This is a genomic window from Amycolatopsis kentuckyensis (assembly GCF_041679295.1).
GTDB lineage: Bacteria > Actinomycetota > Actinomycetes > Mycobacteriales > Pseudonocardiaceae > Amycolatopsis > Amycolatopsis kentuckyensis_A.
The window spans coordinates 179,602-193,115 of sequence record NZ_JBGDMD010000012.1 but is presented as its reverse complement, the minus strand read 5'-3'; the positions used below and the strand labels follow the sequence as shown (position 1 = coordinate 193,115).

At 70.9% G+C, this 13,514-nt stretch carries 16 protein-coding genes; 13 read left to right on the top strand and 3 right to left on the bottom strand.

Annotated elements, in window-relative coordinates; all coding sequences use genetic code 11:
• The first annotated feature begins 3 nt into the window (after positions 1 to 3).
• The 5 genes from ACERZO_RS41080 to ACERZO_RS41060 all read left to right on the top strand — a co-directional run bounded on the left by ACERZO_RS41080 (position 4) and on the right by ACERZO_RS41060 (position 4,151).
• Complete coding sequence (locus tag ACERZO_RS41080) at positions 4 to 342, top strand: hypothetical protein (protein WP_372671393.1); 339 nt, start codon at positions 4 to 6, stop codon at positions 340 to 342.
• A gap of 62 nt (positions 343 to 404) precedes the next feature.
• Positions 405 to 1,700 (top strand): efflux RND transporter periplasmic adaptor subunit, encoded by a 1,296-nt coding sequence (locus tag ACERZO_RS41075; protein ID WP_372671392.1) that lies wholly within the window; start codon positions 405 to 407, stop codon positions 1,698 to 1,700.
• A complete protein-coding gene (locus ACERZO_RS41070) occupies positions 1,697 to 2,416 on the top strand; it encodes an ABC transporter ATP-binding protein (RefSeq protein ID WP_372671391.1) in 720 nt (239 codons plus the stop codon). The genes ACERZO_RS41075 and ACERZO_RS41070 overlap by 4 nt, the downstream gene beginning before the upstream one ends.
• A complete protein-coding gene (locus ACERZO_RS41065) occupies positions 2,413 to 3,615 on the top strand; it encodes an ABC transporter permease (protein WP_372671390.1) in 1,203 nt (400 codons plus the stop codon). The genes ACERZO_RS41070 and ACERZO_RS41065 overlap by 4 nt, the downstream gene beginning before the upstream one ends.
• A gap of 11 nt (positions 3,616 to 3,626) precedes the next feature.
• Entirely contained in the window at positions 3,627 to 4,151 is a 525-nt protein-coding gene (locus ACERZO_RS41060; protein WP_372671389.1) for a hypothetical protein, read from the top strand.
• On the opposite strand, the gene ACERZO_RS41055 is transcribed toward ACERZO_RS41060, so the two are convergent.
• Positions 4,148 to 4,624 (bottom strand): TspO/MBR family protein, encoded by a 477-nt coding sequence (locus ACERZO_RS41055; protein WP_372671388.1) that lies wholly within the window; start codon positions 4,622 to 4,624, stop codon positions 4,148 to 4,150. The two genes, ACERZO_RS41060 and ACERZO_RS41055, sit on opposite strands and share 4 nt — an antisense overlap.
• 60 nt (positions 4,625 to 4,684) lie before the next feature.
• Between ACERZO_RS41055 and hemL the strand changes: the two genes are divergently transcribed.
• The 8 genes from hemL to ACERZO_RS41015 all read left to right on the top strand — a co-directional run bounded on the left by hemL (position 4,685) and on the right by ACERZO_RS41015 (position 12,589).
• Entirely contained in the window at positions 4,685 to 5,986 is a 1,302-nt protein-coding gene (gene hemL, locus ACERZO_RS41050) for a glutamate-1-semialdehyde 2,1-aminomutase (RefSeq protein ID WP_372671387.1), read from the top strand.
• Positions 5,983 to 6,609, top strand: coding sequence for a histidine phosphatase family protein (locus ACERZO_RS41045; protein ID WP_372671386.1), 627 nt, complete (start codon positions 5,983 to 5,985; stop codon positions 6,607 to 6,609). Before hemL ends, ACERZO_RS41045 begins: the two co-directional genes overlap by 4 nt.
• The gene (locus tag ACERZO_RS41040; protein ID WP_372671385.1) at positions 6,606 to 7,169 is read left to right on the top strand and encodes a TlpA family protein disulfide reductase; all 564 of its coding nucleotides are present in this window, start codon (positions 6,606 to 6,608) and stop codon (positions 7,167 to 7,169) included. Before ACERZO_RS41045 ends, ACERZO_RS41040 begins: the two co-directional genes overlap by 4 nt.
• Positions 7,170 to 7,261: 92 nt before the next feature.
• Entirely contained in the window at positions 7,262 to 7,606 is a 345-nt protein-coding gene (locus tag ACERZO_RS41035) for a hypothetical protein (protein ID WP_372671384.1), read from the top strand.
• Positions 7,607 to 7,849: 243 nt separating this feature from the next.
• Positions 7,850 to 8,623 carry a cytochrome c biogenesis CcdA family protein gene (locus tag ACERZO_RS41030; RefSeq protein WP_372671383.1) on the top strand — a complete coding sequence of 258 codons (774 nt, stop codon included), beginning with the start codon at positions 7,850 to 7,852 and terminating at the stop codon, positions 8,621 to 8,623.
• Positions 8,620 to 10,215 (top strand): cytochrome c biogenesis protein ResB, encoded by a 1,596-nt coding sequence (resB, locus tag ACERZO_RS41025; RefSeq protein ID WP_372671382.1) that lies wholly within the window; start codon positions 8,620 to 8,622, stop codon positions 10,213 to 10,215. The genes ACERZO_RS41030 and resB overlap by 4 nt, the downstream gene beginning before the upstream one ends.
• Positions 10,216 to 10,218: 3 nt before the next feature.
• Positions 10,219 to 11,187 carry a c-type cytochrome biogenesis protein CcsB gene (ccsB, locus tag ACERZO_RS41020; RefSeq protein WP_372671381.1) on the top strand — a complete coding sequence of 323 codons (969 nt, stop codon included), beginning with the start codon at positions 10,219 to 10,221 and terminating at the stop codon, positions 11,185 to 11,187.
• Positions 11,188 to 11,263: 76 nt separating this feature from the next.
• A complete protein-coding gene (locus ACERZO_RS41015; RefSeq protein ID WP_372671380.1) occupies positions 11,264 to 12,589 on the top strand; it encodes a MinD/ParA family ATP-binding protein in 1,326 nt (441 codons plus the stop codon).
• A gap of 4 nt (positions 12,590 to 12,593) precedes the next feature.
• On the opposite strand, the gene ACERZO_RS41010 is transcribed toward ACERZO_RS41015, so the two are convergent.
• Both ACERZO_RS41010 and ACERZO_RS41005 read right to left on the bottom strand, forming a co-directional pair.
• Positions 12,594 to 12,776, bottom strand: a complete 183-nt coding sequence (locus ACERZO_RS41010) for a hypothetical protein (protein ID WP_372671379.1) — start codon at positions 12,774 to 12,776, stop codon at positions 12,594 to 12,596.
• 465 nt (positions 12,777 to 13,241) lie between these two features.
• Entirely contained in the window at positions 13,242 to 13,454 is a 213-nt protein-coding gene (locus tag ACERZO_RS41005; RefSeq protein WP_033291096.1) for a BldC family transcriptional regulator, read from the bottom strand.
• Positions 13,455 to 13,514: the final 60 nt, after the last annotated feature.

Sequence of the window (13,514 nt, the reverse complement as noted above, 5' to 3'; positions counted from 1 at the left end):
TCCGTGATCGACCTTCCGCAGCCCACCGGGGCCGAGCTCTGGCCGCCGGAAGAAGCCGGCCCGCAAGCGCGGCTGCACAAGCCGTGGCGGACGCTCGTCGCCGTCGTGGAAGTCGTGCTCGCCGTTGCCGCCGGGTGGGCCGCCTACGCGCTTTGGCACGGCGGCCGCGCGATCGTCGTCACGCGGACCGACGACGGTGCCGTCCTCGAGTCGCACCGGTACTTCGGGGGCATGCTCGCCGCCGCCATCGGGCTCGGCACCGTGGCCGCGATCCTGCTGGTCGACGCGGTGCGTCAGCTGCTGCTCGCCGTGCGTGCGCGGCACCGCGCGCCGAAGGCCTGATACACAGCTCCCGCACAGGGAACGAACAGTCAATTGCTAAGCAGCGGCAGCACTGTTGCCGCATGACGCGCGTGCGTGCCTCGAAGGCATGGGTGATCAACGGTGCTCTGGTCGTACTGCTGGCCGGAGCGGGTTTCGGGATATACCAGGCATTCAGCCCCGAACCGAGCACGGCGCAGGCGCAGACGCGCAGCACCCAGGTGCGCCGCGCGACGGTCACCGAGACCATCTCCGCCGCCGGGACCCTCGCCAGCAGCTACACCGGCGCGGCGAACTTCTCGACGGCGGGCAAGGTCACCTCGATCGACGTCAAGGTCGGCGACGTCGTCAGCGCGGGCCAGAAGCTCGCCACCGTCGACAGCACGCAGGCGGCGAAGCAGCTTCAGGTCGCCAAGGCGAATCTCGCCGTCGCACAGGACAGCCTGGATTCGGCCGAGGACGCCGAGGACACCCCGGCGACCGGCCAGAACTCCCAGAACAGCACGCAGTCCGCGGCCAACAGCGTCACTTCCGCGCAGGCCAAGCTCGACCAGGCCCAGCTGGACGTCCAGACCGCGCAGGAAGCCCTCGACAACACGACGCTCTACGCGCCCGGCGCCGGCACGGTCACCGCGATCAACGGCACCGTCGGGCAGCAGTCCTCCAGCGGCTCGGCGAGCAGCAGCTCCCAGTCGACGTCGAGCAGTGGCCAGGGTGGCCAGGGTTCGTCGAACAGCTCCGCGTCCTCGGCCGGCAGCAGCTCCAGCAGCGGCTTCATCACCATCACGAACATGACCGGCCTGGTCGTCACCACCTCGGTCGCCGAGATCGACGTCAGCAAGGTCAAGACCGGCCAGAAGGCCACCGTCACGCTCAACGCGCTGCCGGACAAGCCGATCCAGGCCACCGTTTCGAGCATCAACCTGACCCCGACGACCAGCGGCAGCGTCGTCTCCTACGGCGCGCAGCTCGCGCTGACCGACCCGCCGGACGGGCTGCGGCCCGGCCAGTCGGCGAGCGTCGTGATCACCGTGGCGGAGGCGCAGAACGCGCTGAGCGTGCCGGCCGCGGCCGTGACCACCGCGGGCGGCACCAACATCGTCACCGTGCAGGAGAACGGCCAGAACGTCACGCGCCAGGTGCAGGTCGGCATCCGCGGCGAGTCGACCGTGCAGATCACCTCCGGGCTGACCGAGGGCGAGAACGTCGTGCTCAGCGGGGCCTCGACCGGCACGACCGGCACCGGCCGGACCGGCACCGGCGGGACGGGTGGCACCGGCGGGTTCCCGGGCGGCGGGACCGGCGGCTTCCCCGGCGGCGGCCAGCGCGGCACCGGCACCGGCACGGGGGCCGGCGGCGGCTTCGGCGGTCGCGGGTGAACCCGGCACGCGCGAAGCCGGTGATCGCGGTCTCCGGGCTGCGCAAGACCTACGGCGCCGGCGAGACGGCGGTGCACGCGTTGCGCGGCGTCGAGCTCACGGTGTGGCCCGGCGAGTACGTCGCCATCATGGGTGCCTCGGGCTCGGGCAAGTCGACGCTGCTGAACATGCTCGGCTGCCTCGACGTCCCTACGTCCGGCCAGTACCTGCTCGACGGCTTCGGCGTCGGCAAGCTGAACGAACGGCAACTGGCGTTGCTGCGCAACCGGAAGATCGGCTTCATCTTCCAGTCGTTCAACCTGGTGCCGCGGACGTCCGCGTTGTCCAATGTGGAACTTCCACTTGTCTACAGTGGACTCCGCCGGGCGGAACGCCGGCGCCGCGCACTCGCCGCGCTCGACATGGTCGGGCTGTCCGACCGCGCCAAGCACCTGCCGAGCGAGCTGTCCGGCGGCCAGATCCAGCGCGTCGCCGTGGCGCGTGCGCTGGTCACCGGCCCGGCGATGCTGCTGGCCGACGAGCCGACCGGCAACCTCGACCGCCGCAGCACCGAAGACGTCCTCGGCGTGTTCGACCGGCTCAACCGGCTCGGGCGCACCATCGTCGTCATCACGCACGAAGACGAAGTCGCCGAGCACGCGCGCCGCGTGGTGCGGGTCGACGACGGCCTCATCGTCTCGGACGAGATCACCCGCGCGGCCGGAGCGCTCACGTGAACTTCCTCGAAATCCTGCGCTTCGCCGTCCGCGGGCTCACCGCGAACAAGCTGCGCTCGGCGCTCACCACGCTCGGCATCACCATCGGCGTCGCCGCGGTGATCCTGCTCGTCGCGGTCGGCAACGGCGCGTCGGCGGCCATCGCGGCCAGCATCCAGGGCCTCGGCACCAACGTCGTCAACGTCTCCCCGGCACGCGGCGGCGGGCAGGGCGCGTCGGCGCGGCCGCTGACCGTCCAGGACGCGCACGCGCTCGTCGACCCCGTCGGCGCGCCGGACGTCAAAGCCGCGTCGCCGGTGGTGAACACGACGGCGACCGCGACCTACGGTCAGACGTCCTACGACATCTCCAGCGTCGCCGGCACCGAACCGGCCTACTTCACGACGACCAACCGCGACCTCGCCCAGGGCCAGCTGTTCACCAGCGAGGACGTCACGGCCGCGCGCAAGGTCGTCGTGCTCGGCCCGACGACGGCCGAGTCGATCTTCGGCGCTGCCGACCCGGTCGGCAAGAACGTGCTGCTGAACAGCATCCAGTTCACCGTGATCGGGGTGCTGCAGGCCAAGGGCAGCACCGGGCTGCAGAACGCCGACGACGTCGCCATCGCGCCCATCTCGGCCGTCCAGAACTCCCTGGCCGGCTACGGCAGCCTCAGCCAGATCGCCGTCCAGGCCACCAGCGCGGACTCCGTGTCGCTGGCCCAGTCCGAGATCACCGCGATCCTCAACGCCCGCCACGGCATCCGGCTCGGCGGCACCGCCGACTACCAGATCCAGAACTCCGAGCAGCTCCTTGCCACGCGGACGTCGGCGACCGAGACGTTCACCGTGCTGCTGGCCGCGGTCGCGGCGATCTCGCTGCTCGTCGGCGGCATCGGCGTCACCAACATCATGCTCGTCACGGTCACCGAGCGGATCCGCGAAATCGGTATCCGCAAGGCCATCGGCGCCCCGCGCGCGGCCATCCTCGGCCAGTTCCTCGCCGAAGCGACCATGCTCAGCCTGTTCGGCGGACTGCTCGGCGTCGCGATCGGGCTCATCGGCAGCCGGTTCACCATCTCCGGGATCAAACCCGTCGTGGTGCCCTCGTCGATCCTGCTCGCCTTCGCGGTATCCGCCCTGATCGGCCTGTTCTTCGGCAGCTTCCCGGCGAACCGGGCCGCCAAGCTGCGGCCGATCGACGCCCTGCGTCACGAATAAGGAGTCTCCGCATGTCTTCCACCACGACCCCGCCGCCGAGCGCGGAGGAGATCGTCGCCAGCCCGGCGGTCGAAGGGGATCTCAACGCCGAAATGCGGCGGGCCGCGAAGCCGTTCTCGCGCACGACGCTGGTGCTGGCCGGGCTCTTCGTCCTCGCGGTCGCGTTCGGCGGCGGCGCCTGGACGCACGCCGCGTTCGGCTCCTCGTCGACCTCTTCTTCGGCACCGACCCGGCCGAGCGGTGCCCAGGGCGGGACCGGCCAGACCGGTGGCACCGGCCAAGGCGGCTTCCGCGGCGCGGGTGGCGGCCGCGGCACCACCGGGACCGTCGACCGCGTCGACGGCACCACGGTCTACGTGAAAACCGCGCAGGGCGACGACGTCAAGGTGTCCACATCGGACTCGACCACGGTCGGCGTCACCCAGCAGGGCAAGCTGTCCGACCTCAAGCCGGGCGCGACGGTCACCGTCCAGGGCCAGGCGGGCGAGGACGGCACGGTGACCGCACAGGCCATCACCCAGCAGGCAGCGCGCTAGTTGAGCGCGACGATCGCGGTGTTGAGCGCCGTCGCGTAGAGGATCCAGGCGAGGTAGGGCACCAGCAGCGCGGCGGCGGCCTTCGACCGGCGGGCGAACAGGATGATCGTGACGGCCACGACGACGTCCAGCACGACGATGTCGACGAGCGCCGCCTTCGCCGCGCCGCCCTCGAAGAACAACGGCGTCCACAGGAGGTTGGCCAGCAGGCCGATGCCGTAGGCGGCGAACCCGCGGTTCTCGCCGTCGGTGCGCCAGTACAGCCAGCCGGAGACCGCGATGGTGACGTACAGCACCGTCCACACCGGACCGAACCAGGACGCGGGCGCCGCCCACGACGGCTGCTCGAGCCGCGCGTAGACGTCCTTCGCCGAGGTCGCGGCCAGTGCGGCGACCACGGCCACGACGGCGACGACGCCCAGGAAGCCGCCCAGCATGACCCACGGGTTGCGCTGCGGGGCGCGTTCGGTCACCGGCTGTTCCCCTCCCGGGCGGCGTCCGGCCATCTTAGGCGCGTTTGGGAGTATGGAGAGGTGAGCACTGGAACCGAGCAGTCCAAGGCATGGTTCGACCGCGCGAAGACGGCCATCCCGGGCGGGGTGAACTCGCCGGTCCGGGCGTTCAACTCGGTCGGCGGCACCCCGCGGTTCATGGTCCGCGGCGAGGGCCCGCACCTGTGGGACGCCGACGGCAACCGCTACGTCGACCTGGTGTCGTCCTGGGGCCCGATGATCCTGGGCCACGCGCACCCGCACGTCGTCGAAGCGGCGCGCGAGGCGGCGACGTCCGGGCTGTCGTTCGGCACGCCGACCATCGGCGAGGTCGAGCTGGCCGAGGAGATCATCAACCGCGTCGAGCCGGTCGAGCGGGTCCGCCTGGTCAACTCGGGCACCGAGGCGACGATGAGCGCGATCCGGCTGGCCCGGGGCTTCACCGGCCGGTCGAAGATCGTGAAGTTCGCCGGGTGTTACCACGGTCACGTCGACGCGCTGCTCGCCCAGGCCGGCTCCGGCGTCGCGACGCTCGGGCTGCCGACGTCGCCGGGCGTCACCGGCGCCCAGGCCGCGGACACGATCGTGCTGCCCTACAACGACCTCGACGCCGTCCGGCAGTCCTTTGCGGACAACCCGGGGGAGATCGCCGCGGTGATCACCGAGGCCGCGGCGGGCAACATGGGCGCGATCGCGCCGGACGAGGGCTTCAACGCGGGCCTGCGCGACCTGGCCCACGAGCACGGCGCGCTGCTCATCATGGACGAGGTGATGACCGGGTTCCGCGTCTCGAGCGCGGGCTGGTTCGGCCTCGAAGGCGTGGCCGGCGACCTTTACACGTTCGGCAAGGTGATGTCCGGCGGGCTGCCGGCGGCGGCCTTCGGCGGCCGCGCCGACGTGATGGCGAAGCTCGCCCCGGGCGGGCCGGTCTACCAGGCCGGGACGCTGTCCGGGAACCCCGTCGCGGTGGCCACGGGCCTCGCGACGCTGCGCGCGGCCGACCACGCCGTGTACGCGGCACTGGACGCCAACTCGAAGCGGCTCGGCGACCTCTTCCGCCGCGAGCTCAGCAACGCGGGCGTCGCCAACAACGTCCAGTACGCGGGCAACTTGGTAAGCGTGTTCTTCGGCGAAGCGCCCGTACGCGACTACGCGGGCGCGCAGGCGTCCGAGACGTGGCGGTACCCGGCGTTCTTCCACGCGCTGCTCGACGCGGGCGTGTACGGACCGCCCAGCGCGTACGAGGCCTGGTTCGTCAACGCGGCCATGGACGACGAAGCGTTCTCGGTGATCGAAGCGGCCCTGCCCGCGGCGGCGCGCGCGGCGGCGGAGGCGGTCAAGTGACCACCGTCGTCCACATGCTCCGGCACGGCGAAGTGCACAACCCCGAGAAGATCCTCTACGGCCGTCTCGAGGGCTACCGGCTGTCCGAGCGCGGGCAGCGGCAGGCGCTGACGGTCGCCGAGGCCGTCGCCGGCCACGACCTGGTGCACGTCGTCGCGTCGCCGCTGCAGCGCGCCCAGGAGACGGCCCGGCCGATCGCCGCGGCGCACCGCCTCGACATCGCGACCGACGAAGGCCTGATCGAGGCGGGCAACCAGTTCGAGGGCCTGCACGTGGCGGTCGGCGACGGCGCGCTGCGGGAGCCCAAGCACTGGCCGAAGCTGGTGAACCCGTTCAAGCCGTCGTGGGGCGAGCCGTACGTCGAGATCGCGCACCGGATGCTCGGCGCGGTCCACCGGGCCCGCGCCGCCGCGGAGGGGCACGAGGCGCTCTGCGTGTCCCACCAGCTGCCGATCTGGACGCTGCGCCGGTTCCTCGAGGGCAAGCGCCTGTGGCACGACCCGCGGCGCCGCCAGTGCTCGCTGGCGTCGCTGACTTCGCTGGTGTTCGACGGCGACGAGCTGCGGGAGATCGTCTACAGCGAGCCGGCGGGGACGACCGACCCGAAGGTGACCGGGGCATGAAAAGGGTCTTCTTGGCCGCCGTCGCGCTGCTGGCGCTGGCCGGGTGCAGCAGCGGCAAGGACGCGGTGGTGCAGGGGAGCAGCTTCAGCTTCGTCTCCCCGGGCGGCAAGGTCGACATCACCTACGACCTCGCCCAGCGCCAGACCGCGCCGGTGCTGGCCGGCGAAGACCTGATGAACGAGGGCAAGCAGCTTTCGCTCGCGGACTTCCCGGGCAAGGTCGTCGTGCTCAACCTGTGGGGCCAGTGGTGCGGGCCGTGCCGCACGGAGGTGCCGGAGATGGAGGCGGTGGCCAAGCAGGGCGTCCAGGTGGTCGGCATCGACGTCCGCGACCCGGCGCGCGAGGTGGCGCAGGACTTCGTCCGGGACCGGAAGCTGACGTACCCGTCGATCTACGACCCGGACGGCCGGGTGCTGCTCAAGCTGAGCGGCTACCCGCGCAACATCATCCCGTCGACGATCGTGCTGGACAAGCAGCACCGCGTGGCGGCGGTGTTCCTGCGTCCGGTGCTGGCCCAGGACCTCCTCCCGGTGACCCAGCGCCTGGCGGCCGAAGCCTGATCGAGGGGCTTTTGCCGGATTTTTACCGGCTCGCGTGGTTGTTCGGCTAGATTCCCCCATGATCATTTCGACCTGACCAGGGGGAGATTCTCTTGTTCAAGAAGTTCGCGGCCGCCACGCTGATCGCCGCGGCGGCGGTGACGACGGTGTCGGTGCCCGCCTCGGCATCGGTCCAGGGGTTCACGGTGCTCAAGGAGGCGAACGGCTACGGCCGCACGCTGCGCCTGTGGCTGAACACGAGCAACAACCAGGTGCACGCGAACCTGTCGGGCGCCCGCTACGGAGACAAGCTGTCGATCGGCAGCTGCTGCTACCCGTACACGACGTACGAGACGGTGACGAGCAACGGCCAGTCGGAGCTCAACACGGGCGAGTACGGCAACTACGGCCCGAGCGTGAACGGCGTCTTCACCGGCGGCGGCGAACTCCACTTCTGACGGGAAGCCAGACTGCGCCAAGGGAGCCACCGCCCGGTCGCCCCGGGCAGCCGAACGGTCGGTCGGCCCGCCGCGCCGGGTGCAATGAATGACTCATTCATGTCGCCACACGACATGAATGAGTCATTCACGTCATCCGGGCCCGGGCGCCGGGCGGGACCAAGGTCCTGAACTGCTGTGACCGAGGTCCTGTGAACCGGCCCCGGAGTTCTCACCAGGACCTCACTGCCTACCCTCAACGGGGTGAACTCCGTGACCGAGCTGGCGATCTCCGGACCGCTGCTGCTCGCCGCGGGCGTCGCGCTGCTGGCCGGGACCATCTCCTTCGCCTCGCCCTGTGTCGTGCCGCTCGTGCCGGGGTACCTCGCGTACCTCGCCGCGCTCGTCGGGGCCGATGCTCCCGCCGTCAGCGCCGACGAAGAACGCAAAAAAGGTCGCTGGGCCGTTCTCGGCGCCGCCCTGCTCTTCGTGCTCGGGTTCACCGTCGTCTTCGTCGCCACCCTCGGCACCCTCGTCTGGCTGGCCGACACGCTCGTGCTCAACCAGGACCTGCTCCAGCGCATCGGTGGCGTCCTGACCATCGCCATGGCGCTGGTCTTCCTCGGCTGGATCCCCGGCCTGCAGCGCGAGGTCCGCTCGCACCGCGTGCCGGGTGGCGGCATCTGGGGCGCCCCGGTGCTCGGCGCCATCTTCGGCCTCGGCTGGACGCCCTGCATCGGCCCGACGCTCTCCGCCGTCACCACGCTGGCCAGCGCCACGGGCGGTGCCGAGGCGCGCGGGTACCTGCTGATCGCCGTCTACTGCCTCGGCCTCGGGCTGCCGTTCCTGCTCATCGCGCTCGGCGCCCGCTGGGCCGTGCGCGCCACCGACTGGGTGCGCCGGCACGGCCGGCAGGTGCAGATCTTCGGCGGCGTGCTGCTGATGATCGTCGGCATCCTGCTGGTCACCGGCGTCTGGGGAGATCTGATGGGCTGGCTCCGCAACGAACTTGCGGGCAACCTGGAGCTGCCGCTGTGACGACAACCGAAGCGCCGCCCAAGACCCCGCAAGGTCCCACGCCCGCCAAGCGCACCTTCGCCTTCATCCGCAACACCTGGCGCGGCCTGACGTCGATGCGCACCGCGCTCGTCCTGCTGTTCCTGCTCGCCCTGGCCGCCCTGCCCGGTGCGCTCCTGCCGCAGCGGAAGCTCAACGCCCCCAAGGTCGACGAGTACATCGCCGCCCACGGCTGGTGGGGCACCCTGCTCGACAAGCTCGAGTTCTACGACGTCTACTCCAGCATCTGGTTCTCGGCCATCTACCTGCTGCTGATGATCTCGCTGGTCGGCTGCCTGACACCGCGCAGCTTCGACTACGTCAAGGCGATGCGCGCGAAGCCCGTGCTGACCCCGCGCAACCTCGCTCGGATGCCGCACTACCGGCTCGGCCGCGGCAAGTCCGACGTCGGAGCCGAGATCGCGGCCGTCCACAAGCAACTGTCGGGCTGGCGCCGCGTCGAGCGCGAAGAGGCCGACGGCGTCCGCACGATCTCCGCCGAACGCGGGTTCCTGCGCGAGACCGGCAACCTGCTCTTCCACTTCAGCATGCTGGGCCTGATCGTGTTCTTCGCGCTCGGCAAGCTCTACGGCTACGAGGGCCAGGTCATCGTCCAGGCCGACGGCAGCTCGTTCTGCAACTCCGGCATCTACAACTACGACTCCTTCAACGCGGGCCTGCGCGTCGACGGCACCGACCTCGACCCGTTCTGCGTGAAGGTGAACGACTTCACCGTGCGGTACACCCCGGCCGGCGAGCCGGAGTACTACCACGCGAACATCCAGTACCAGTCCGGCGGCGACCTCGACACCGGCACCTGGCGCCCGTACGGCCTCGAGGTCAACTCGCCGCTGCGGACCGCCGGCGACCGCGTCTACCTGCTCGGCCAGGGCTACTCGCCGCAGTTCACGGTGACCTTCCCCAACGGCGACAAGCGCACCCAGAACACCCAGTGGCGCACGGTCGACCCGACCACGATGCTCGCCGAGGGCGCGACGAAGTTCGACCAGCCCGGCGTCACCGACGAGGTCCAGCGGCGCACCCGTCAGCTGGCCATCACCGGCCTGTTCGCGCCGACGTCGTTCCTGCATGGCAACGTCCTGACGTCGGCCGCGCCGGAGCTGAAGGACCCCGCCGTCGCCGTCGACATCATGCGCGGCGACCTCGGCCTGGACGCCGGGCGCGGCCAGTCGGTGTTCGAGATCGACCAGTCCCTGGTGGACGACGGCCGGCTGAAGAAGATCGCCCGCGAGAACCTGAAGGTCGGCCAGGAGATCAAGCTCGACGACGGCACGAAGATCCGCTTCGACGGCGTCAACCACTGGGTTTCCCTGCAGGTCTCCCACGACCCGACGCAGGGGTTCGTGCTCGGCTTCGCGATCTCGATGTTCCTCGGCCTCGGCGCGTCCCTGCTGGTCAAGCGCCGCCGGCTGTGGGTGCGGGTGAAGCCGGGGACCGAGGACGACCCGGGTACCGTGATCGAGGTCGCCGGACTCGCCCGCACCGACCAGGCGGGGTACGGCGAAGAGTTCCACCGGATCAGTGAACGCCTGATCAGTGGTCAGAAGGGCTGAGGCATGCCGATCAACGAGACGCTGTCGCAGTACAGCGACTGGCTGTACACCACCGCCGCGGCGATCTACGTCGTCGCGCTGATGATGACGCTGGTCGAACAGGGCTTCGGCGCCAAGGGCCGGCTCGCCACCGAGCGGGCGAAGCTCCGGGCGCGCGAGCTCGTCGGCGCCGGCGGGCCGCCGATCGAGGAGGTCCAGGCCACGCAGCGCACGTCCGGCCGCCCCGAGCGGATCGGCAAGATGGGCGCGTCGCTGCTCGTGCTCGGCGCGCTGCTGCAGCTGTCGGCGATCGTGCTGCGCGGGCTCGCCGTGCACCGCGCGCCGTGGGGCAACATGTACGAGTACGGCATGGCGGTCACCTTCATCACGGTGGTCACCTGGATCGTCGTGATGTGGAAGTTCCCGGTCCGCCACCTCACCGGCTTCCTGCTGCTGCCCGTCGTGATCCTGATGTTCATCAACGGGACGCTGCTGTACACGACCGCGGCACCGGTGCAGCCCGCGCTGCAGTCGTACTGGCTGGTCATCCACGTCTCGGCGGCCATCATCGGCTCCGGCGTCTTCCTGGTCCCCGGGGTCGCGAGCGTCCTTTACCTGTTCCGCGCGGCCTACGAGAAGGACGAGACCAAGTTCGCCCGGTTCGCCTCGAAGCTGCCCGCGGCCGACGTCCTCGACCGGATCGCCTACCGGACGACGATCTTCGCCTTCCCGGTCTTCACCTTCGGCGTGCTCTGCGGCGCGGTCTGGGCCGAGTCGGCGTGGGGCCGGTTCTGGGGCTGGGACCCCAAGGAGACCGTCGCGTTCATCGCCTGGGTCATCTACGCGGCCTACCTGCACTCGCGGGCGACCGCGGGCTGGCGCGGGGCGCGCGCCGCGGCGATCAACATCGTCGGGTTCGCCGCGATGATCTTCAACCTGTTCTTCGTGAACCTCGTCACCGCGGGCTTGCACTCGTACGCCGGGGTGGGCTGAGCAGGCCGCGGGTCCGCCGACTACCGTCGTCACCAGGGGGCGTGATGTCGGGCGGAGTGCGCGGAGGTTTACACCGGTGACCGGACCCAGTGAAGAATCGGCTCCTGGCCACCCCGAAGAGGCCGAGAAGCAGCCTGAGGTGAGCCTGTTCGCCGAAGACCGGACGGACTCGCACCCGCACCCGGAGACGTCGGGGGCGTTCGACGTGCAGCCGACCCAGGCGGTCGCGCCGCCGCCGAACCCGGCGGTGTCCGGGCCTCATCAGGTGAACCCGGCGGTGTCCGGGCCGCACCAGGTGCCCAACCCGGCCGTGTCGGGCCCGCACCAGGTGCCGCCGGGCTACGGCTACGACCAGAACCTGCCGCCGCTGCAGCCGCAGTACACCCAGGCCCAGTACCAGCAGCAGCAGGCGTCCGGCCTGCCGCAGCCTCAGGGTGGCCGGCACGCGGCGCCGCAGCAGCCGGGCCACGGGCACGACCTCTCGACCGCGCACCTGGTCAAGCAGGTCAAGCGGCCGCCGCAGTCCGGCTGGCGCAAGGCCGTCTACGTCGGCTCCGGCAAGCTGATCAACCCCGGCGAGAGCCCGGCGGACACCCAGCGCCGCGACCTCATCGCGCGCGTCAACCAGCCCCTGCGTGGCTGCTACAAGATCGCGATGCTGTCCCTCAAGGGCGGCGTCGGCAAGACGACGGTGACGACGACGCTCGGGGCGACGTTCGCCTCCCTGCGCGGCGACCGCGTGGTGGCCGTGGACGCGAACCCGGACCGCGGCACGCTGTCGCAGAAGCTCCCGCTGGAGACGACGGCGACGGTCCGCCACCTCCTGCGCGACGCGGCCCGCATCACGCGCTACAGCGACGTCCGGTCCTACACGTCCCAGGGCGCCAGCCGGCTGGAAATCCTCGCGAGCGAGCAGGACCCGGCCGTTTCCGAGGCCTTCTCCGAGGAGGACTACCGGCGCACGGTCAACCTGCTCGAGCACTTCTACAACATCGTGCTCACCGACTGCGGCACCGGCCTGATGCACTCGGCGATGAAGGGCGTCCTGGACGTCGCGGACGCGCTGGTGGTCGTGTCGTCGGGCTCGGTCGACGGCGCCCGCAGCGCCTCGGCGACGCTCGACTGGCTCGAGGCCCACGGCTACGGCGAGCTGGTCAAGCGCTCGGTGGCGGTGATCAACTCGGTCCGCCCGAAGGGTGGCTCGGTCGACCTGGACAAGCTGTCGGCCCACTTCGGGGCGAAGGTCCGCGCGGTCTGCAAGATCCCGTTCGACCCGCACCTGGAAGAAGGCGCGGAGATCGAGCTGGACCGGCTGTCCGGGGACACGCGCCTGGCGCTGCTGGACCTGGCGGCCACGGTGGCCGACGGGTTCGCTACCCCGCTCTCGCAGGGCTACCGCTGACGGGCTAGCTCTCTTCGTCCCGGCGTTTGCGCTGCTGTTCGGCCAGCTGGCGCAGGAAGTCGGGATCGTCGTCCGGGGCGATCGGGGCGCGGCGCGGCGGCGAAGTGACCATCCGCTGACCGGCGAACGACCGCCACAGGAGCAGGGCGACGACCAGCGCGCCGACCGCCGCGAGCAGAGCGAGCATGCCGGATCCTTCCGTGTGGGTCCCCCGAGGTTAACCCGTCGGACCGGGTTTCGGCCCGAACCCCGGCGAGCGGGGTGACGACCGGAACACGAACGGCCGCGCCGGGCGGGGATTGGTTCCCCATTACCTGGATACGGCTCCGGGGTGCGGATGGTTCGCGGCCCGGAGGTCTTGAATGAGTCATTCGAGACCTCCGAAGACCTGAATGAGTCATTCAAGACAGTGGGCCGAGGTGGTCGGCCCGGTGGCGGAGCCGGCGAACGCGGCCGCGGGGCGGTGGGTGTGGCCGCTTTGGGGCTGGGTGTGGCTGCGTTGTCGGCGGGGTCTTGCTGCGCCGCCGGTGGGCGTGGCCGCGGGGCGGTGGGGCGCCGCCGCGTTGCCGCTGGGTGCGGTCGCGGGAACGACGAAGGGCCGCGCGGGCCGGGGGAGTCCCCGTGCCCGGCGCGGCCCTCCGCCGGAACTCCTTCAGACCTTGCGGGCCGGTTCGCTGGCGTCCGTGGTCAGCTCCGCGAGGAGCTCGTTCACCTCGGACTCCCGGAACCGCCGGTGCCCGCCCGGGGTCCGGATCGAGCCGATCCGGCCCGCCGTCGCCCATCGGGTGACCGTCTTGGGGTCCACCCGGAACAGTGCTGCCACCTCGCCAGGGGTGAGCAGGCGTCCGCCCATCGTCGCGGTCATTTTCCGCCTCCTTAACGACCTCACTGCTATACCGGAGGCAATCCGGGCCCTTCTGGCCCG